The 19,453-nt window shown below is 61.4% G+C and carries 21 protein-coding genes and 3 pseudogenes; 6 read left to right on the forward strand and 18 right to left on the reverse strand.

What is annotated here, in order from left to right:
• The first annotated feature begins 61 nt into the window (after nucleotides 1-61).
• The 4 genes from C5J26_RS29115 (at nucleotide 62) to C5J26_RS29130 (ending at nucleotide 2,987) form a co-directional block, all read left to right on the forward strand.
• The gene (locus tag C5J26_RS29115) at nucleotides 62-715 is read left to right on the forward strand and encodes a glutathione S-transferase (protein ID WP_105404937.1); all 654 of its coding nucleotides are present in this window, start codon (nucleotides 62-64) and stop codon (nucleotides 713-715) included.
• 24 nt (nucleotides 716-739) lie between these two features.
• Nucleotides 740-1,579 (forward strand): tryptophan 2,3-dioxygenase, encoded by an 840-nt coding sequence (gene kynA, locus C5J26_RS29120; RefSeq protein WP_105404938.1) that lies wholly within the window; start codon nucleotides 740-742, stop codon nucleotides 1,577-1,579.
• Between the two features lie 71 nt (nucleotides 1,580-1,650).
• Nucleotides 1,651-2,460, forward strand: a complete 810-nt coding sequence (locus tag C5J26_RS29125) for an AraC family transcriptional regulator (protein ID WP_105404939.1) — start codon at nucleotides 1,651-1,653, stop codon at nucleotides 2,458-2,460.
• A 104-nt stretch (nucleotides 2,461-2,564) separates the two neighbouring features.
• Nucleotides 2,565-2,987 (forward strand): VOC family protein, encoded by a 423-nt coding sequence (locus C5J26_RS29130; protein ID WP_105404940.1) that lies wholly within the window; start codon nucleotides 2,565-2,567, stop codon nucleotides 2,985-2,987.
• A gap of 5 nt (nucleotides 2,988-2,992) precedes the next feature.
• Here the strand turns inward: C5J26_RS29130 and C5J26_RS29135 are convergent, their stop codons facing one another.
• The 10 genes from C5J26_RS29135 to C5J26_RS29180 all read right to left on the reverse strand — a co-directional run bounded on the left by C5J26_RS29135 (nucleotide 2,993) and on the right by C5J26_RS29180 (nucleotide 10,593).
• Nucleotides 2,993-3,316: a hypothetical protein gene (locus C5J26_RS29135; protein ID WP_105404941.1), complete on the reverse strand. Its 324-nt coding sequence runs from the start codon at nucleotides 3,314-3,316 to the stop codon at nucleotides 2,993-2,995.
• Between the two features lie 73 nt (nucleotides 3,317-3,389).
• Nucleotides 3,390-4,295, reverse strand: coding sequence for a 2-hydroxyacid dehydrogenase (locus tag C5J26_RS29140; protein ID WP_105404967.1), 906 nt, complete (start codon nucleotides 4,293-4,295; stop codon nucleotides 3,390-3,392).
• Nucleotides 4,296-4,364: 69 nt separating this feature from the next.
• Entirely contained in the window at nucleotides 4,365-5,147 is a 783-nt protein-coding gene (locus tag C5J26_RS29145; RefSeq protein ID WP_105404942.1) for an amino acid ABC transporter ATP-binding protein, read from the reverse strand.
• 43 nt (nucleotides 5,148-5,190) lie between these two features.
• Nucleotides 5,191-5,991: a transporter substrate-binding domain-containing protein gene (locus tag C5J26_RS29150; RefSeq protein WP_105404943.1), complete on the reverse strand. Its 801-nt coding sequence runs from the start codon at nucleotides 5,989-5,991 to the stop codon at nucleotides 5,191-5,193.
• Nucleotides 5,992-6,043: 52 nt separating this feature from the next.
• Complete coding sequence (locus C5J26_RS29155; protein WP_105404968.1) at nucleotides 6,044-6,700, reverse strand: amino acid ABC transporter permease; 657 nt, start codon at nucleotides 6,698-6,700, stop codon at nucleotides 6,044-6,046.
• A 16-nt stretch (nucleotides 6,701-6,716) separates the two neighbouring features.
• Nucleotides 6,717-7,385 carry an amino acid ABC transporter permease gene (locus C5J26_RS29160; RefSeq protein ID WP_105404944.1) on the reverse strand — a complete coding sequence of 223 codons (669 nt, stop codon included), beginning with the start codon at nucleotides 7,383-7,385 and terminating at the stop codon, nucleotides 6,717-6,719.
• Nucleotides 7,386-7,474: 89 nt separating this feature from the next.
• Nucleotides 7,475-8,530, reverse strand: coding sequence for a LacI family DNA-binding transcriptional regulator (locus tag C5J26_RS29165; RefSeq protein ID WP_105404945.1), 1,056 nt, complete (start codon nucleotides 8,528-8,530; stop codon nucleotides 7,475-7,477).
• Nucleotides 8,531-8,842: 312 nt separating this feature from the next.
• Entirely contained in the window at nucleotides 8,843-9,649 is an 807-nt protein-coding gene (locus tag C5J26_RS29170; RefSeq protein ID WP_105404946.1) for a class I SAM-dependent methyltransferase, read from the reverse strand.
• 186 nt (nucleotides 9,650-9,835) lie between these two features.
• On the reverse strand, nucleotides 9,836-10,360 hold the full coding sequence (locus C5J26_RS29175) for a GNAT family N-acetyltransferase (RefSeq protein ID WP_371681960.1): 525 nt from the start codon (nucleotides 10,358-10,360) through the stop codon (nucleotides 9,836-9,838).
• Nucleotides 10,357-10,593 (reverse strand): DUF1778 domain-containing protein, encoded by a 237-nt coding sequence (locus C5J26_RS29180; RefSeq protein ID WP_245441318.1) that lies wholly within the window; start codon nucleotides 10,591-10,593, stop codon nucleotides 10,357-10,359. Before C5J26_RS29180 ends, C5J26_RS29175 begins: the two co-directional genes overlap by 4 nt.
• Nucleotides 10,594-10,923: 330 nt before the next feature.
• Between C5J26_RS29180 and C5J26_RS29185 the strand changes: the two genes are divergently transcribed.
• Nucleotides 10,924-12,159: a Fic family protein gene (locus C5J26_RS29185; protein WP_105404948.1), complete on the forward strand. Its 1,236-nt coding sequence runs from the start codon at nucleotides 10,924-10,926 to the stop codon at nucleotides 12,157-12,159.
• Between the two features lie 131 nt (nucleotides 12,160-12,290).
• Complete coding sequence (locus C5J26_RS33115; protein WP_206051235.1) at nucleotides 12,291-12,632, forward strand: hypothetical protein; 342 nt, start codon at nucleotides 12,291-12,293, stop codon at nucleotides 12,630-12,632.
• Here C5J26_RS33115 and C5J26_RS29195 read toward each other — a convergent pair.
• The 8 genes and pseudogenes from C5J26_RS29195 to C5J26_RS29230 all read right to left on the reverse strand — a co-directional run.
• A pseudogene (locus C5J26_RS29195) lies at nucleotides 12,632-13,099 on the reverse strand (IS66 family transposase zinc-finger binding domain-containing protein); the annotation flags it as partial. The gene C5J26_RS33115 and the pseudogene C5J26_RS29195 overlap by 1 nt on opposite strands.
• Before the next feature lie 71 nt (nucleotides 13,100-13,170).
• Nucleotides 13,171-13,528 (reverse strand): annotated as a pseudogene (tnpB, locus tag C5J26_RS29200) (IS66 family insertion sequence element accessory protein TnpB).
• 59 nt (nucleotides 13,529-13,587) lie between these two features.
• Entirely contained in the window at nucleotides 13,588-14,412 is an 825-nt protein-coding gene (locus C5J26_RS29205; protein ID WP_105404949.1) for an inositol monophosphatase family protein, read from the reverse strand.
• The gene (locus tag C5J26_RS29210; protein ID WP_105404970.1) at nucleotides 14,413-15,402 is read right to left on the reverse strand and encodes a LacI family DNA-binding transcriptional regulator; all 990 of its coding nucleotides are present in this window, start codon (nucleotides 15,400-15,402) and stop codon (nucleotides 14,413-14,415) included.
• Nucleotides 15,403-15,417: 15 nt separating this feature from the next.
• Nucleotides 15,418-16,152, reverse strand: a pseudogene (locus C5J26_RS29215) (glycerophosphodiester phosphodiesterase); the annotation flags it as partial.
• Nucleotides 16,153-16,163: 11 nt separating this feature from the next.
• A complete protein-coding gene (locus tag C5J26_RS29220; RefSeq protein WP_105404950.1) occupies nucleotides 16,164-17,219 on the reverse strand; it encodes an ABC transporter ATP-binding protein in 1,056 nt (351 codons plus the stop codon).
• Nucleotides 17,219-18,076 carry a carbohydrate ABC transporter permease gene (locus C5J26_RS29225; protein WP_105404951.1) on the reverse strand — a complete coding sequence of 286 codons (858 nt, stop codon included), beginning with the start codon at nucleotides 18,074-18,076 and terminating at the stop codon, nucleotides 17,219-17,221. The genes C5J26_RS29220 and C5J26_RS29225 overlap by 1 nt, the downstream gene beginning before the upstream one ends.
• Before the next feature lie 2 nt (nucleotides 18,077-18,078).
• Nucleotides 18,079-19,380: a carbohydrate ABC transporter permease gene (locus C5J26_RS29230; RefSeq protein ID WP_105404952.1), complete on the reverse strand. Its 1,302-nt coding sequence runs from the start codon at nucleotides 19,378-19,380 to the stop codon at nucleotides 18,079-18,081.
• Between the last annotated feature and the right edge of the window lie 73 nt (nucleotides 19,381-19,453).

Genomic DNA, 19,453 nt, shown 5'->3' on the forward strand with positions numbered 1-19,453 from the left:
TGTCTCGCGATGCGAGAAGATTGTCACAGGACGCACGGTTGTCCGGCAGGAGTTTCGAGCGATGGCACAAGCGACACTGACGATTTCGTCGAAAAACTATTCCTCGTGGTCGCTTCGTGGATGGCTGCTCTGCCGCCTGGCAGGCCTTGATTTCGAGGAAGTGCTGGTCGAGATGAACGATGATGCGCGCCAGGAACTGCTGCTCCTGTCGCCCTCCGTGCTGGTGCCGCGGGTGACTCACGACGACGTCATCGTCTGGGATACGCTGGCGATCGCCGAATACCTGAACGAAATCACCCCTGACGCCGGTCTCTGGCCGGCCGACATCGCCGATCGCGCCCGCTGTCGTGCGGTCTCGGGTGAAATGCATTCGGGCTTCCACAATCTCCGCTCCGCCCTGCCGATGAACCTCAAGGCGCGGCATGAGCGGTTCAAGATCTTTTCGGGCGCCCGGCCGGATGTCGAGCGGGTCAAGACGATCTGGACCGAGTGCCTGCAGGCGAGCGGCGGCCCGTGGCTGTTCGGTAAGAAACCAACGGTGGCGGATGCCATGTATGCGCCGGTCTGCAGCCGTTTCCGTACCTACGCGGTCGAGCTCTCGCCGAAGCTTGCCGCCTATGCGGAAATGGTCCTTGCCTGGCCGCTGATGCTCGAATGGACCGAAGGGGCGCTTGCGGAACCGGACGAAATCGTCGAGTTGGAAGTGGAATTCTAGACCACGAAAGACATATCGGACATCATGAGCTCGAAACCTTACGATCCCGGCGAAGACGGCGCGGAAATGTCTTTTCGCGAGAAGATGTCCTATTCCGACTACCTGCATCTCGAAAAGGTGCTCGACGCGCAGGCGCCGATTTCGGCGGCGCATGACGAACTGCTGTTCATCATCCAGCACCAGACGTCCGAACTGTGGATGAAGCTTGCGATCCACGAGATCACCTCGGCGATCGAGGCTATCCGCAATGACGATCCGCAGCCAGCCTTCAAGATGCTAACCCGCGTCGCCCGCATCTTCGAACAGCTCAACAATGCCTGGGACGTGCTGCGCACCATGACGCCCAGCGAATACACCGAATTCCGCGCCTCGCTCGGCCAGTCCTCCGGCTTCCAGTCCTATCAATACCGCGCAATCGAGTTCCTTGCCGGCAACCGCAACGTCGCGATGCTCGGGCCGCATGCGCATCGGCCCGATATCATCGAGATGCTGGAGGGCATCCTCGCCCGCCCGAGCCTCTACGACGAGGCGCTGATGCTGCTTTCCCGGCGCGGGTTCGATATCGGCGAGGACGCGGCCAGAACCGGCTGGCGCACAAAACGCATCGAGAACGAGCAGGTGCTGGAGGCCTGGAAACAGGTCTATAGCGCGCCCGGCACCTATTGGGAGCTTTACGAACTCGCCGAAAAGCTGGTCGACTTCGAGGACTATTTCCGCCGCTGGCGATTCAATCACGTCACCACGGTGGAACGGGTGATCGGCTTCAAGCGTGGCACCGGCGGCACGTCGGGAACGTCGTATCTCAAGAAGATGCTGGAGGTCGAACTGTTTCCCGAACTCTGGCGGGTGCGCACCGTCCTATAAGCTGGGCGGCCGGGACTGCCGGTTGGCGATCTTCTCCAGCCGGGTTATGCTGGCTCAAACGCGAGGAGCCGATGCGGGCGAAGGGACGAAACGGATTTCGGATGTTTCGATGCGGCATGGCCGGCGTGCAGGCGGTCGTGGCCCGCTCCGACCACCATTTCGCCCGTCACACCCATGACCAGTACGGCATCGGCGTGATCGAGAGCGGCGCCCAGAAGTCCGCAAGCGGACGCGGTCCGGTGGAAGCCGGACCGGGCGACGTCATCACCGTCAACCCCGGCGAAGTGCATGACGGCGCGCCGATCGGCGACGAGGGCCGTTTCTGGCAGATGCTCTATTTCGATCCGAACGTGATAGCCGGCGCGGCCGCGGATATCCGCCAGGGCAGACCCGGCGATTTCGAATTTGCCGATCCGGTGCTGCGGCAGCCGCCGCAGGCGACGACCATGCGGCAGCTGTTCACGGCGATGACCGCCGAGCAAGCCGGCGCCGAACTCCGCCGCCAGGAATTGCTGCTGACGCTGCTGGCCGAGGTGATACGGGAGGTGCCGGAGCCGAAACCGGTGCCGCGAGGGATCCGGGCAGCGCGCGAGCGGATCGATGACGATCCGGCCAAAACGGTCAGCCTTGCCGACCTGGCAGGCCCCGCAGGCGTCAGCCAATTCCAGCTCCTGCGCGCTTTTGACAAGGCGACGGGGTTCACTCCGCATGCCTACCTGATCCAGCGGCGCATCCAGCTGGCGCGAAAACTGATCGCCGGCGGGACGGGACTTGCGGAGGCGGCGCTGGCCAGCGGCTTTGCCGACCAGAGCCACATGACCCGCATCTTCACCCGCAGTTTCGGGCTTTCCCCACAGCTTTATGCGGTTGCGGTGCGTTGACGTGCAGCAGCTTTCGCGGAGGAAGACGGATGACGCTTGCCCTCTGTTGCGGGAGTGTTAGGCTTGTCTTCGGATATCCATCTGACACCGGGAGGGCTCAGACCATGTCCGCATGCTTCAGATATATCGTCAACGATGTAAAGGCGGCGATCGATTTCTACACCGCACACCTCGGCTTCAAGCTCGAGATGCACCCTGCCCCGCCTTTTGCGGAAATTTCACGCGGCGACATGCATCTCTATCTGTCCCAGCCGAACCCGCGGGGTGGCGGCGGTGCGCCCATGCCGTCCGGGGAGCAGCAGGCACCCGGCGGCTGGAACCGCATTCATCTCACCGTCGAGGATCTGGATGGGATGGTCGAGCGCCTGAAACTGGCCGGCTGCGGCTTCCGCAACGAGATCATCCAGGGGACGGGCGGCAAGCAGATTTTATTGCAGGATCCGTCCGGAAACCTGATCGAACTGTTCGAGCCGAACACGCCCGCCTATCGCGCGCCCGGCTCAGGCACAAAGACCGCCGGCGGTTGACGAACTCAGGCCAGCGCCAGATCGAAGACGTGGTGGTGGATATGGCCGTCGAACATGTCCATGAGGCCCTTGGTCATGTCCCGGCTCTCGTAGCGCACCGGCGATTCCAAGGCCGCGGCCAGCGCCTCGCGACTTTCGTACATGGTCGACAGCACCATCGGGTAGGACGGTGCACCTTCGTCGCGCTCGATATTGTAGAGCACGCGCACTTCCCTGATGCCCGGAAAAGCGAGCCACATCGGCATCAGCTTCTCGGCCACATAGGACTTGAACGCCTCTTCCTGGCCGGCATGGATCCTGCCTTCGAAAAAGGCCTGACGGATGATCATCTCGTTTCTCCGGCTCACTTTTGCGCTGCGCAATTCCGAACGGAAATCCGCTTCACACTTTTCCTGGAATTGCTCAATTGACGGTGGTGGGCGGCTTCTCGCCGGCAAAATGCGCGGCGATATTGGCAATCACCAGCTCGCCCATGGCGACGCGGGTCTCGACCGTGGCGCTGCCCTGGTGCGGCATCAGCACCGTGTTCGGCGCGGTGAAGAAATCCTCGCGGATACGGGGTTCGTCGAGATAGACGTCGAGACCGGCTGCACCGATCGTGCCGTCGTTGAGGGCGGCGAGCAGCGCATTCTCGTCGACGACGCTGCCGCGGGCGATATTGATCAAGATACCTTTCGGTCCGAGCGCCTTCAGAACCTCGGAATTGACGATATCCTTCGTCTGCGCATTCGCCGCGACGATGACGCACAGCACGTCGCTGTCTTCCGCCAAGGCCACCGGCGAGGCACAGGACTTCCAGGTCGTGTCCTTGACCGGCGAGCGGTTCCAGAAGCGCACGTCCATGCCGAAGGCTTCGGCGCGGCGGCCGAAGGCCTTACCGATCTGGCCGAGGCCGAGGATGCCGACACGCTTGCCCTTGGGGCTGTTGCCGAGTGGGAAGCTCTGGTTGCCCCACTTGCCGGCCCGCACGAATGCGTCGCCTTTGGCGACATGGCGCAGCACGCCGAGCATCAGCGCGATGCCCATGTCGGCGACATCGTCGGTCAAGACGCCGGGCGTGGTGGTGACGTCGATATTGCGGCTGCGGGTGAACTTGAGATCGACCTTGTCGGTGCCGACGCCGTTGATGGCGATGACGCCGAGCGAGGGCAGCTTCTCGATCCATTCGTTGGAAAGACCGCTGCCGCCGCCGGTCGCGACGGCGCGGATGTTCGGCAACGCCGCTTCCAGCGTTTCCTTCTGCGCCGGGTCATACAGCCGATGCACGGTATAGGCGGCGTCGAGCCGGTCCTCGATGAACTGCATCATCGGTTCCACAAGCAGGATATCGGGTTTCACGTCCGGAACTCCTTAAATTCCAATAGGTGACAGCAGCGTCTAAGAGATCTGTCCGAGGAAGATCTTCAGGCGCTCGTTCTTGGGATTGCCGAAGAATTCTCCCGGCGCGCCGGTTTCGAGGATTTCGCCGCGGTCCATGAAGATCACCCGGTCGGCGACCTGGCGGGCGAAGCCCATTTCGTGGGTGACGCAGAGCATGGTCATCCCCTCTTTGGCAAGGTCGATCATGGTGTCGAGGACTTCCTTGACCATTTCCGGATCGAGCGCCGAGGTCGGCTCGTCGAACAGCATGATCTTCGGGTTCATGCACAGCGCGCGGGCGATCGCCACGCGCTGTTGCTGGCCGCCGGAAAGCTGGGCGGGATATTTTTCCGCCTGTTCGGGAATGCGCACCCGCTCCAGGTATTTGCGGGCGATCTTTTCGGCTTCGATTTTCGAAATGCCCCGCACCTTCATCGGTGCCAGCGTGCAGTTCTCCAGGACGGTCATATGCGGGAAGAGGTTGAACTGCTGGAAGACCATGCCGGTCTCCTGGCGGACGATATCGACGTTCTTGCCGCCGGCGGTCAGGTCATGGCCGTCGACGACGATTTTGCCCTTCTGGATCGTCTCCAGCTGGTTGATGCAACGGATCAGCGTCGACTTGCCGGAGCCGGAAGGGCCGCAGATGACAATCCGCTCCCCCCGGTTGACCGACAATTCGACGTCCTTCAGCGCGTGAAAGCCGCCATACCACTTGTTGACGCCTTCCATCCTGACGGCGAGTTCGGAAGTTCCTCGCGTGGCCGCGGCCGATGCGTTTGCGTTCACCTCAGTCGTCATGAGGAACTCCTTTTCGATCTCAGTTCTGGGCGTGGTTCTGGTCTTACTTGGCGTTGGCGACGAAGTCCGGCAGCGGAGCGCCGAGCCACTTTTCATGGATCTTGCCGAGCTCGCCATTGGCCTTGACCTTGGCGATGAAGGCGTTGACAGCCGTCAACAGCTCGGTCGAGCCCTTGCGGACGGCAATGCCCTGAACCTGCTGGCTGAGCTGCAGCTTCTGGGTGAAACGGCCTGGAGCGGCCTTTTCGATCTGGGCGGCAACAACGTTCGAGACGCCGATCAGCTGAACCTGGCCGGACAGCAGGGCCTGCACGGCGCTGGCATCGTCATCGAAACGCTGGATCTTGGCATCCTTCGGGGCGATCTTGGTGACGCCGGTATCCTGCGTCGAGGCGCGGGCGACACCGATCGTCTTGCCGGACAGATCTTCCGGCTTGGAGACCTCGGTCGCCTTGGCGCCGAACACGCCGATCGAAATGCCGGCATAGGGCTGCGAGAAGTCGACGCTCTTGGCGCGCTCTTCGGTAATGCCGAGCGAGGCGACGAGCAGGTCGACCTGGTTGCTCTGCAGGTAGGGAATGCGGTTCGGGCCGGTAACCGGAACGATCTGCACCTTCACGCCGAATTCCTTGGCGAGCAGCTTTGCGACGTCGGCGTCATAACCGTCCGGCTCGTTCGAGGTGTTCATGATCCCGAAGGGCGGGAAGTCGACCAGCATGCCGATCTTGACGGTGCCTGCGGACTTGATGCTTTCGACGGTCTGTGCCAATGCGGTGGAGGCGCCTGCGCCCATCATCAGGCCTGCGCCGATGACGGCCATAACCATGCGTCTAGAAATATTCATGTTCCTACCCTTTTCTGTTGTGCCGGCTTTCCTCCCTCCGGCTCGGGTCCCGTCAACGTGCCGTTGCGCGGGAAAATCTGAGTTCCATGCGTCGTGCCAGCACCGAAAGCGGCCAGCAGAGGACGAAATAGACCGCCGCCACCGTGCCGAACACCATGAACGGGCTGAATGTCGCATTGTTGATGATCTGGCCCTGGCGGGTGAGCTCGGTAAAACCGATGATTGCCGCAAGCGATGTGCCCTTGATCAGTTGCACCAGGAAGCCGACCGTCGGCGCCACCGCGATCTTTAAGGCCTGCGGCAGGACGATGTAGCGCATCCGGTTGTAGTAGCGCAGGCCGAGCGCAGTCGCGGCTTCCCGCTGGCCGGGCGGCACCGCTTCGATGCAGCCGCGCCAGATTTCGCCGAGGAAGGCGCTCGCATGCAGGGTGAGCGCGACGGTTGCCGCAAGCCAGGGATTGATGGCAAAGCCGAGGATGTTCATGCCAAAGAACACCAGGAAGAGCTGCATCAAGAGCGGCGTTCCCTGGAAGACGCGGATGAAGCCGGTGGCGATCAGCCGCGGCAGCTTCGCATCCGAGACACGCAGCAGCGCGATCAGCAGGCCGCCGATACCCCCGCCAGCGAAGGCGATCGCCGACAGTGCGATCGTCCATTGCGCGGCCAGCACGATGATCCAGAATTCGTTGATGCCGAAAGGTCTGATCAATGGCATGGCCAGGCTCCTATCGGCTCAACGGATATTTGAAGGCAGCCTTCTCGATCATCGAGAAGATCGTAGAAAAACCGACCGACATGACGAGATACATGATCGTGATGACGATATAGACTTCGAAGCTCGCGAAGGTCTGCGACTGCAGATTGTTGCCGGCGGCGGCAAGGTCGTCGGCCGATATCGCCGAAACGACGCTCGAGGTCAGCATCAGGTAGATGAACTGGCTGGTCAGCGACGGATAGACGGTGCGCAGCGCCGGCTTCATGATGATGTAGCGGAAGACCTGCAGCTTCGAGAGGCCGAGCGCCGTGCCGGCTTCGATCTGCCCCTTCTGGATCGACTCGATGCCGGCGCGGATGATTTCCGTGCCGTAGGCGCCGAAATTGACGACCAGCGCCACGAGCGCCGCGCTGTTCGGGGTCAGAAAAATCCCGAGCGACGGCAGGCCGAAGAAGATGAAGAAGATCTGCACCAGGAACGGCGTGTTGCGGATGATCTCGATATAGGCGTCGATGACCCAGCGCAGCGGCGTAATGCCCGAGGTCTTGCCCGCGGCACAGGCGATCGAAACGATCAGGCCGATGATCATCGCTGCCACCGAAAGCTGGATCGTCAGCCAGGCGCCGAGCAGAAGCTGGTCGAAACCCGCAAATACGGGCTCGAAATTGAAAGCGTACAACTTGGGACCTCCCCAATGATGTCGAAAGAAAGCCACTCCTCTGCGGCGCCTTTCCATTTAGATCGATCTAAAAGCTTTTGCTCCGGACGTCAACCGGAAGCTGGCGGATTGTTGTCAGGCGAAATGGCGATCGGCCCGCAGGACTGGCGGATATGCAAAACCGTTTCATTCACGACCCTCCGAGCCGGGCGGATGGGATCGGCCAGCCGGTCGAGGAGAAGCCTGGCGGCATTCGCGCCGATGGTCACCGGTGCGGTGGAAACGGAGGTGAGCCTCGGCCGCATCGCCTCCGCGTCCGTCACGTCGTCGAAACCGATCAGCGAAAAATTCTCGCCGACCTTCAGGCCCCGGTCGTAGAGACCGGCGGAAAGGCCGAGTGCGATCACGTCGTTGAAGCAAATCACCGCCGTCGGCTGTTCGCGCTCGTCGAACAGGAGATGCGCCGCGTCGGCGATTTCGCCGATCTGGTTCGGCACGCGCAAGATCATGCTCGGATCGAGCCTGCGCGACTGCATGGCCTCGCAAAACCCTTCGACACGCTCGTGATAGGCGGAATGGATCGGCCCCTGGACGGCAAACGCGATCGTCCGGTGGCCGAGCGAGGCCAGATAATCAACCGCCTGGCGCATGCCGGCCGCATAGTCGGCCCCGGCATAATCGACTTCTTCGGAGATCTGGCGCAGCACCTGCACCAGCGGCAGGTCCCATTCGGCAAGCTGGTGAAGAAATGCAGGCTCGGTGCCAGCCGCCGGGCAGACGATGACGCCGTCGACGCCGTGCTCGCGCATGCGCCGCATCACCATGTCCTGCCGTTCGACGAGATCGCCGCTATTTGCGAGGATCACCACCATGCCGGCCGAATCGATTCCGGCCTCGATGCCGGACAACAGTTCGGCGAAGAACGGGTTCGTCAGATTGGGCACGATGACGCCGACGGTGTGGCTGCGCTCGGCCCTCAGCCGGGCGGCCCCCATGTTGTAGACATAGCCGAGCTCACGCATCGCCTCCTCGACCCGCGCCCGCGTCTCGGTGCCGACCAGCGGGCTCTTGCGGATGACGAGCGAGGCGGTGGCGCGGGACACATTGGCGCGCCGCGCTACGTCGAGAAGCGTCACACGACTTTTCTTTTTGTCATCGAATGGCATGAATATCACTTAGCAGAGGTGAAATCCGAATACCAGCGAACGGTATAGACAGGAAAAACAATAGGTTATCCAGGGGATCCGACACGTTCATCTTGCGTTACCGACGCTTGCTACTGAACAATTTTCGTGAATCTCGCCTTTTCGCCCTAACGCGATGGGTCGGTTTGACGAACTGGTTGGTCCCGGCCGTCAAACCTGTTGCCGGAATGGAGATGGGCCGCTCTTGGCCCCGGAGCCGCCATCAACTTGCGGATTATTCCGGTGTCGGTGGGACAGCAATTCAGATAGCCGCCAAGTTGCCCCGGGGGCACCTTACTGCTTTCTGCCGCGGATCGCCCATGCTCTCACCTTCAGCGGGATGGATCCGTCCTCTGCCGTCGGCAGACTTTCCTGGAGCTTTTCCCGCAGCTTTTCTCGTTCGGCGGCCTTCAGGTTGGCGCAGTAACCGGGTGCAGGGCCAGCACCCAGCGTGAATGGGTGCCAGAAGTCGTCGAAATTTTGGAAGCGTGTAGGCGCTTCGATCTTCGTCGTTCCCACGTGGGAAAGCCCGGATCGGTGAGCGAGATCGGCTAGTCCCTCAAGAGTGCAGAACGGGAAGCGGCGATCTTCGGTAAGGTCGCGTGCGCCTGGATCCAGTTCTGTCGCCGCCGTCCAGAAAGCCCGCATGAATTCTACTCCACCGCCTGGATAATCCCAGACGTAGAAGGCTATGGTGGCTTTGCTGCGCGCCGCCCTCTGCGTTTCCAGAAGCGCCTTTTCGCGGTCTGGTATGAAGTTCAAAGCCAGGCCTGAGACGACCATGTCCCTGGTGCCCGATGGAACTGACAGGGCCTCGCCATTGCCGATCTGAAATTCCACGCGCGGATCGGCAATCGTCGAGCGAGCCTTCTCCAGAAACCCTTCGGACGGATCGATGGCGATGAGGGATTTCGGATTGGTGTCCGAAAGGATGCGGGCGCTCAACGCGCCTGTCCCGCAGCCGACCTCCAGCCAATCAAGATCATCGTCGGGTTCAAGCCACTCGATGAAGCGCGGCGCAATCTGCCGGCTCCAACGTCCCATGTAGATTTCGTAACTGTCGCCCGCCTGCCATGCGTCGTGACGTGAAGCGCCTGTCATTGTACCCCCCATGGATCGTGGATATCCGCTTGTTCATATCATTCTGGGGGGAAATTTGCACCCTCTGCTAACGAGGACCACGAGGGGCGCAAAGCTACCCGGCTCGACACCAATCGAGGGCTAGCTGTTTAGATGCGACGCCAGCCGAATATCCCATCTAAACAATCTGCTCCTGTGAATGGCGTATTATAGCATGTGTCCAGCCGCTTTCAGTGCGTCCGCCATGGTCGTCAGCGATATCGTCAGCGAAAGCGGGGAATCGACGAGCTGTATCGCGCCATAGCTTTTATACCACTCGGCTACTCTGTCATTTTTAGCATCGATAGCTAACACTACGCCGCCGACTTCCGACGCTGCACGCAAACAGCGCCTGCCGGCCGCCAGCATGAGCTGACCACCGATGCCTTTTCCTGTTTGGCGTCGATCGACAGCAAGGTGGATTAACCGGAAGCCCGGCACCTCATGCCGTCCAAGCCCCTTACGCACCGCAGCCGGCATTTTCTCAGGATCGATTGACGTCGGGGTAAGGCTGTAAAAGCCCAAAATATGCTTGTTGCCGTCATCAGTGACCGCAAGAAAGCTCTTCGAGCCGCCCTGATCGTGGCTCTGTCGCGCGTATTTTTGCAGAAAATCGTTCAGTTCAGCATCGCCGCAGTCGAAATTTTTGCGATCATGATGCTTGCCGATCGCCTCTTCATGCCAAGCCGTCATTTCGATTTGGGTAGCGAACGTGCAGCAGCACGCAATTTTTCATTAGGTGCCGGCGGATTTTCCAGCAGCTCCAGAATGCGTAAAAAATCGCGTTCAGAGACTTTGATTGATTCAGCCTGCTCGATCACGGCATCCGCTTCACGCAGTGCGGACTGTGTGACAAAATTCGTCAGGTCGGTATTCTTCCTTAACTCTTGCTGGAGATCACGAATGGCCGCAGCAAGTTCTGCCAGGTTGGTTCGATTCAGGTTTCGATTGCTCGGCTTCGTCCGTGTTTTGTTCGTGCATAGGCTGATCCTCGACAAGATCGTCCCATGCCAGCTGAAGCTTGCTCCCGAACGGGCGATGACGCGCGAAGAAGGCCGGGTGTGACTAGGCGCTGGATTTGACCCCTTTCGGCTCGGAAGCATTCGGTGTCGAGGGCGGGGTCAAAGCCGTGCCGAAACACACCGGAGACATTCTGCACCCTCCTGTCAAGGCGCTGAATCCGGACATTTAAGCGGACATAGCCGCGGACATCCTCTTCGTTGAAAATGCGAAAAAACTATGATATAGAGGTATTTATGAGCGATTCAGTAGCGGACAAAAATCCGGACATTTCAGCGGCAGCAGATCGGGACGAAAGCACCGGGCTCATGGAGCCTATGCTTGTATCCGATGGGTCAAAACACAAATCCGCTCTCGCCGATCTGGCTTTGACCCTTGCGGAGGAGTCGGCGGCTTTCAGAAGCAGCCTTCCCGCAGGGGTCATGCACGCCCTTGCCGATCTCGTGCGTGCGATGAACTGCTACTACAGCAATCTGATCGAAGGCCACAACACGCATCCGGTTGATATCGAGCGCGCCCTGAAAGACGACTACAGTGCCAATCCCGAGAAGCGCAATTTGCAGCTTGAAGCGAGAGCTCACATTACGGTGCAGGCTTGGATCGACGGGGGAACCATCAAAGGAGTCGCGACCAACGCCGACACGCTCCGCGAGATACATAGGCGCTTCTGCGAACTACTTCCAGGTGAGATGCTCTTCGCGGAAGACCCGAAGACGGCCGAGAAAATACCGGTCGTCCCCGGCGAAGTGCGTCAGCGCGACGTGAAGGTCGGCCGCCACATTCCCGTAAGCCCAGGTGCCGTGCCACGTTTCCTGGCTCGCTTTGAGGAAGCATATCGCAGACTGGGCAGGATTGATTCAGTGCTGGCCGCCGCCGCCGCCCATCATCGCTTCGCTTGGATACACCCATTTCTTGATGGCAACGGCCGCGTTGGCCGCCTGATGACCCATGCCATGCTCCTCGACACATTAGATACCGGGGGAGTCTGGTCCGTGTCGCGCGGACTGGCCCGTTCGGAAAAGGCCTACAAGGATCATCTGGCGGCCTGCGACATGACCCGCCGCAACGATCTCGATGGACGCGGGACGCTCAGCGAAGAGGCCTTGGCCACCTTCACCCGGTATTTTCTGGAAACCTGCATTGATCAGGTGCGCTTCATGCGCGATCTGGTCGAGCCGGGGAAGCTGCGCGACCGCATTCTACGCTGGGTGGAAGAAGAGGTTCGCGCTGACAAGCTGCCCGCGAAATCCGGCAACGTGCTCGAAGCCGTCCTCTATCGCGGTGCGCTTCCGCGCGGCGATGTTCCTGATCTTTTGGGACTGACTGATCGCCAGGCGCGCCGCATAACTTCGGCGCTTCTAGATGCCGGCATATTGACTTCGCAAAGTTCCAAGGCGCCGTTGCACCTTGCCTTCCCCGCAGCACTTGCTCAGTTCTGGATGCCAGGGCTGTTCCCGGCGAAAGACGATTAAGCTGCCTGCACAAACAGGCATGAGATCGGCTGCGAGGTCCTCTGCCGTGCGGGCGTGTTCCTCCTCTTTGCCTTTCAGGAGATGGCCGTAGACATTCAGCGTCATTTGAATGTCGGTGTGGCGACAAAACCTTGATCGCCGCGCCCGATAAGGCCGACACCGCGCTCACTTTTCGCGAAAAGCAATATGAACGCCGGAATTCGCTGCTGACTCGGCCGCACTTACAAAGACCATCGAACAGCGACCCTATCCCCGACATCATCGAGACGCTCGGCCTGCCGAAGGCGCTGCTCGGCTACCAGAGCCGCACCGTTGGGTTTCTCGAAAGCATCGCCTGCCGCGTCCTATTCATCGAAAAGTCCCGCCGGATCGGCGAGACCTGGGCGCTTGCCTCCTATGCAGTGCTGCGCGCCGCGCGCTCGAAAAAGGCCCGCGGCAAGGATGCGCTCTACATTCTTATTCACAGGAGATGAACCACGACATCCTCGCAGGCCCGGCAGGCATACTTCGGGCGGCGCACGACCAGCACACGGAACTGGGCGGGGACAATGTCGAGCTTTTCGCTGACGTCTTCGCCAATCCGATGCAGATCATGGCGGCAGCCTGGACAGGCGTGATCATCGATATCGACGACCATCTCGATGCGTGGCAGGTGAGCTGGCAATGAACCCCGGTTCGTCCGCCGTTTGGCAACACGGGCCTGGCGCTCAGGGGCAGAGGCTTCTTCTTTCGCTTCCAGACCATTCGCTTCGACCTGCTCGGCTTCTTCCAAGCCCAGAAGTAGCTGATCTTCGGGAAGCGTTTCGGCGCGGCGACCGAACCGGTGGCGCTGCAATTCCTTGATGATCTGACGCAGGCGGGCATTCTCCGCCTCGCGCGAAAGCACCATCGCTTTCAGCGCGTTCAGGTCATCCGGAAGCTCGTCCGCCCTTGTCGTCATGGGACAAGAACAGCATATTTTGCCCCGCAAAACGAGCTATTGGATGCGGCTGATTCAATTGGTCGCGGCCGCTATCCGGCCTTAACGGGGGTGCGCGTTTCGATTGGCGCATGCACGCGTTTCCAATCGAGTCCCTCGAACAAAGCCGAGAATTGCGCGGCCGTCAGATGCATCGCGCCGTCCTGCATTCGGGGCCAATGGAACTCGCCATCCTCAAGCCGCTTGGCGACCAGGCATACGCCACTGCCATCCCAGAATATCAGTTTGATGCGGTCGGTTCGCTTGGCCCGGAACACATAGATTGTGCCGGAGAACGGATCAGCACCCCATCTCGGCCTTCACCAATGCGGCCAATCCCTCTGCGCCTTTGCGGAAGTCGACGGGCTTGGTGGCGATCATGACTTTCACCGCGCCAGACGGGCCAATCACGACGATGTCGCTGCGGATCTTCTATGTCGCATCGATGCCGCTGCCGCCATCTGCCTGCCCTACTGCGCGGCCGCGAGCAAGCCTTCCATTTTCATCAGGAAGGCGAATTCGCCGGCCAGCCCTGGCGAACAGGCAACCACCGGCCCGCCCCGCGAAAGCAATTCCTCGAGCGGCGGCACGGCGATCGTCGCACCGGCTTCCGCGGCGATCAACACGCCGGCGAGCATGTCCCAGGAAGAAAGGTGCCGTTCGTAATAAAGGTCGGACACGCCTTCGGCGACGCGGACGAGGCCGATTGCGGCCGCGCCCATGCGGCGGTAGTCGATGCCGCGCTCGTAAAGCCTGCGCGAGACGGTGATGTAGTCCTCGAAATCGGTGCGGCGCGAATGGCCGAGAATGGCGATCGCGTGGTTGGGATCACTGGTCTTGGCCGCCGTGATCGGCTTTCTTTCCTTGAAGGCGCCCTCACCCCGGATCGCATGGAAAACCCGGTCCTGTGCGGCGTCATAGATCACGCCCAGCAGGATTTCGCCAGCGGAGACGAAGGCGATCGACACGCCCCAGTGCCGAAAACCGCGGATGAAATTGGTGGTGCCGTCGATCGGGTCGACCACCCAGGTGCCGCGTTCTCCAGAGTCTCCCCCACCCTCTTCGCCCATGAAGGAATCGTCGGGGAATTCGCCGAGCAGGGATGCGCGGATCGCTTTTTCGGCCCGCTTGTCGGCAACGGTGACGAAATCCTGCAGGCCCTTGTTCTCGACACCGAGCGTTTCGGGAAGAGCTTCGGCGCGGAAGGCGGCGGCCTCCATGCCGACCCGGCGGGCGACCTCGATTGCGGTCCTTTCGCGCGATTGCAGGGAGGAGAGATCGAATGCAGATGCCATTTATGCACTTCTTCTTTTGATCAGCGTCACCGGCGTGAACTCCACCCTAGCCACGGCGTCCGGTTCGGACATCCGGCTGGTCAGGAGATCGATCACCTGTTCCGCCTGCACGTCGCAGGGCTGTACGAAGGTGGTGAGGTCATAGGCCGACCAGCTTGCCTGGGGGATGTCGTCATGGCCGATCACCTTGACGGTGCCGTAGCTCCGGCCAGCCCTGGCGAGCCCGTCGAGGACACCGCAGGCCATGTAGTCGTTGACCGAAAACACCCCGTCTATCCCCATGTCGATCAACGCCTGCGCCGCCTCGTGGCCGTGGGCGTAGTCGTTGATGGCGACCGGGATCAGCGGCGCATCGAGCCCGAGCATCTGGCAGCGGCTCTGAAAAGCCTCCGCACGCCGGCGCGACGAATAGGAGACGGTCGTGCCGGCGATGACGGCGAGCTTTTTAGCACCTGATTCGACGAGATGGTCGACGGCCGTGTAACCTGACATCCGGTCGTCGGAGACGACCCGGTCGACAAACGGGAAATCTTCGCCCTTGTTGACCAACACGATCGGCACGCCCTCGACCGCACATTCCTCGAAGATGTGCGAGGGCGGCGCATCCGAGGTGATGATGACGCCGGAAACGGCATAATGCAGCAATTGGCCGATGACGGTGGCGCTGTCGGCTTCCTTGGAGGTCGGCAGCAGGATCGGCCGGTAATTGCGGGCGATCAGCGCGCGGGCCAGGTGTTCAAGCTGCTGGGTGCGGAACGGATTGTCGAGGCCGGCGGCCACCAGGCCGACGAAATCGGACCGCTTGTTGGTGAGGCTGCGGGCGAGATAGTTGACCCGGTAGCCGAGTTCCTTGGCCGCCTGATAGACCTTCTGCCGGGTTTTTTCCGAAACGCTGGCATCCGGGGTGAAGGCACGCGACACGGCGGCGCGGGAGACGCCGGCCGCCCGGGCGACGTCGAAGGAGGTGACGCGGCGTGGCTCGCGGGACATGCCGTTCGTTTCCCTTGGTCGCATCAGGTCCGGCAGGTCGGTGCAGATGCCGAGCACGGGCAGCGCCATGATGTCCTTCAGGACATCCGGCCGCTCCTCGTGCCAGAGCACGAGCTCCTTGCCATCGCCGAAAGCCCTGTCGATCAGTTCCTCGGTCACGAATTCCTGCGGCGTATCGCTCACCTTTTCCCAGCAGAGATGCAGGATGTCGGCGCCGGCCGCCTCCCCTGCCGCATGCGGATCGTGGCCGACACGGATCAGCACCGAAAGCGCATAATCGCAGCCCATCTCGCGCAGCTCGCGCACCTGGGCGATATCGAAGGAACCGAGGCAGGCGAAGCGCTGGTCCATGTCCTTCAGGTGCTGCCAGCAGAGCGGACCGGTGCCCGACCGCTTCAACTCGACGTAAAGGCCGCATCCGGTCTCCCGGCCGAGTGCGGCGACTTCCGCGAAACTCGGCACATCCGGCACCGCCTCGCGCAGTTCGGCAAAGGTCATGTGCGAGATAAACAGGTCCCGCTGGAAGACGCGTTGCAGATGGTCGTCATGGGAGACGACGACGACGCCATCCGAGGTCATCTGGGTATCGAGTTCCCACATCTCGGCGCTGAGTTCAGCCGCGCGGCGAAAGGCGGTCAGCGTGTTTTCCCGTTCATGGCCGCTTGCGCCGCGATGACCGATGCAGAATGGCAGCCGGCCCTTCCCTTCCGGCCAGCCGAATTTGCCGAAGAAGGCGGAAAAGTCGCGCATCGGAGCCTCCGTCACAATCTCTGTCCGTCTTCGGTGAAAACGAAGGTCGAGGCGCTGTCGAGGTTCCAGCGCACGCTGTCGCCCGGCTTCACGTCGTCGCGCACCGGCTGGATCGAGTGCAGCACGGAACCGTCCGGCAGCACGACGTCGTAGAGGTTTTCGCGGCCTTGCGTTTCCGCAAACACGACCTTGCCTTCGACGGGCACACCGCCCGCCGTCCCGAAATGCTCCGGGCGGACGCCAAGGCTGAGCGCGGTTCCGTCCGGAATGCCGGCCAGAGTAGCGAGCGGCAGGCGCAAGCCGCTTCCGCCCAGCACGAAAGCCCCCTGCTGCGCCTGACCCTTGAGGAAGGAGATCGGTGGATTGCCGAGGAAACTGGCGACAAAGGACGTCCGAGGATCCTTGTACATTTCCGACGGGGTGGCAATCTGGACGATCTCGCCCGATTTCATGATGGCGATGCGGTCGCACATCGACATCGCCTCGACCTGGTCGTGGGTGACGAGGATGGCGGTGATGCCCGTCTCCTTCTGCAGCCGCCGGATTTCCGAGCGCATTTCGAGGCGCAGTTTAGCATCGAGATTGGCAAGCGGTTCGTCGAGAAGCAGCACGTCCGGCCGGCGGATCAGGGCGCGGGCGAGCGCCACGCGCTGCTGCTGGCCGCCCGAAAGCTGCGCCGGGCGCCGCCCGAGAAGATCCTCGATATGGACAAGGGCTGCGATGCCAGCGACCTGCTGTTTGATGTCGGCGGAGGCAACCCGCTTCACCATCAGCGGGAAGCCGATATTTTCCTCCACCGTCATATGCGGATAAAGCGCATAGGACTGGAAGACGACGCCGACATTGCGCTCCTGGCTCGGCAGATGGGTGACGTCCCTGTCGCCGAACATGATGCGGCCCGAGGTCGGCCGATGAATGCCGCAGACGGCAAACAGCGTCGTCGACTTGCCGCAGCCGGAAGGCCCGAGCAGCGCCAGCATTTCGCCGGAACCCACTTCGAGATCCATGTCCTCGATGATCTTGGTGGAGCCGAAACTCTTGGAAAACTTGTCGAGCAGTATACGCATCAGCCCTTGGTGCCTCCGCCATAGATGTTCATGAGATGCTTCTGGAAGAAGACATAGAGGATCAGCACCGGCACGACGTAGAAGACGCCGACGGCCTTGAAGGTGCCGAAATCGAAATTGTTGTCGTCGATGATCAGGCCCGCCAGATAGACCGACAGGACCTGCACTTTCGCGCCCGGCGCCAGCACCTGCGGCATGATGAACTCGCTCCAGCCGGTGAGGAAGGAAAAGAGGCCAAGTGCCATCACCGCTGGTCTGATCTGCGGCAGCACGAGCCGGCGCCAGACCGTGAAGCGCGAGGCGCCGTCGACGGTGCCGGCCATCTCGATTTCCCAGGGCACGGTGTCGTAGAACCCCTTCATCAACCAGATGCCGAGCGGAAGCTCGACCGCAGCCTTCACCAGGATCACCCCGATCAGCGAATTGTAGAGACCGATCCACTGCAGCACGATGAAGATGGCGATGATCAGCGTCACCGACGGGAAGGCATGCAGCACCATGACGCCGGCGAGGAAAAAGCCGCGTGCCGGCACGTTGAGGCGCGACAGCACGTAACCCGCCATCGACGAGACCGTGAGGATGACGCCGGTGATGCAGCTTGCGAAGATGAAGGTGTTGAGCGTGACGAGCCAGATGTTCGGCTTGCCGGCCTTGGTCTCCCAGAGGAAACTCCAGTGGCGCAGCGTGAACTCGTTCGGGATCAGCGAGCCGGCCTCGGTGTCGCTGATCGTGTCGATGAAGAGATAGGCATACATCACCAGCAGCGGCAGGCTGAAAAGGCCGAGCAGCAGGATCACCGGGAGGCTCGAGAAATTCGCCGAGGTGGTGTTGGACGAGATTTGCGGTTTTTCGGCCATGCTCAATCCTCGATCAGCGGCTTGGAGATCAGCGTATCGTAACGGAAGATGCGCAGGTAGATGAGCGACAGGACGATGCCGACAACCACCAGCACCAGCGCCATGGCAGCGCCCAGCCCGTATTCCAGATTGCCGGTATAGTTGTTGAGCGCGGTGTGGTAGGCGGCGAGCGACCATACTTCGGTCGCCCGCCCCGGCCCGCCGCGGGTCGAGAGGAGGATTTCGTTGAAGGAGGCGAGAAGCGACAGGGTCTGGTAGCAGGTGACGAACAGGATCGGCCAGCGAAGCTGCGGCAGGATGACGTGGCGGACCTGCTGCCAGCGGCTGGCGCCATCCACCTCGCTTGCATGGAACTGCGTCTGCGGGATCGCCTTGATGGCCGAAGAGAAGACCAGCATGCCCATCGAAGCGCCGATGAAGCCGTTGATCAGGATCACGAAGAACCAGGCGTTGTAGGCACTGTCGAGCAGGTAGTTTTTCGCCGGATATCCGAACTGGCCCATGAACATCGAGATGAAGCCGCTGTCCCAGGTCAGCCATTTCCACATCAGCACATAGATGACCACCGGCGTGATGCGCGGCAGCAGCCAGATGGCGCGGAAGATGGATGCGGTCGAAGCCGGCATGTAGTGGGTGGTGATGGCGAGGAAGAGCGCGTAGCTGACGTTGAACAAGAGCAGCGTCACCGAGACGTAGAAGGCGGTGTTGAGGAAGATCTGCGCCATGTCCGGCGAGTTGCCGATGATCCTGAAATTTTCCGTCGTCCACACCCAGCCGGTATAGGTGGCGGTGGCGACCGTCTCCTGTTCGGCCGGCGGTAGAGCGAAACCCAGCTTCTTGAGGCTCGCCATCAGTCCGTCTCGGGTCTCGAACCGGGTATTCAGAACCGAACGGTTGAAGAGGTCGGAGATCTGCTTGACCTCGCGCGTCGAGGGCCGGTCCTTCAGCGCCTTGATCATGCGTTCGGCCTCGCGGCGCGAGGGAAAGACCTCGCCCATGTGGCTGGTGCGCAGTTCAGTGCTGAAACCTGCCTTGAGCTTCAAGGCCTCCAGCGCTGCAAGCCCCTCCTCGTCGATGACGAAACGCGGTTCGGCAATGCCGCCCGCAAGTTCCGGCATGTCTGCCTTCAGGCGGTTGATGGCGCCCTGCGTGACCTGCCAGGCGCCGCCGGAAATGCCGGTCGCGGTGGTCATGTTGGTCATGGCGAAGATGGCGGTCAGGACGACCGGCATCAGGAAGAACAGGAAGGTCATGACCGCGGCGGGCGCGATCATCACCAGTCCGAGCGTTCGGGACGTTCGCATGGGTGAAGCCTTGGGAGACGGATCGGGTGTGGGCGGCGGAGTGATCGCCGCCCACAGTTCGGGGCGAGGAGTT

This window comes from Neorhizobium sp. T7_12 (genome assembly GCF_002968535.1).
In the GTDB taxonomy this organism is placed as follows: Bacteria; Pseudomonadota; Alphaproteobacteria; order Rhizobiales; family Rhizobiaceae; genus Neorhizobium; species Neorhizobium tomejilense.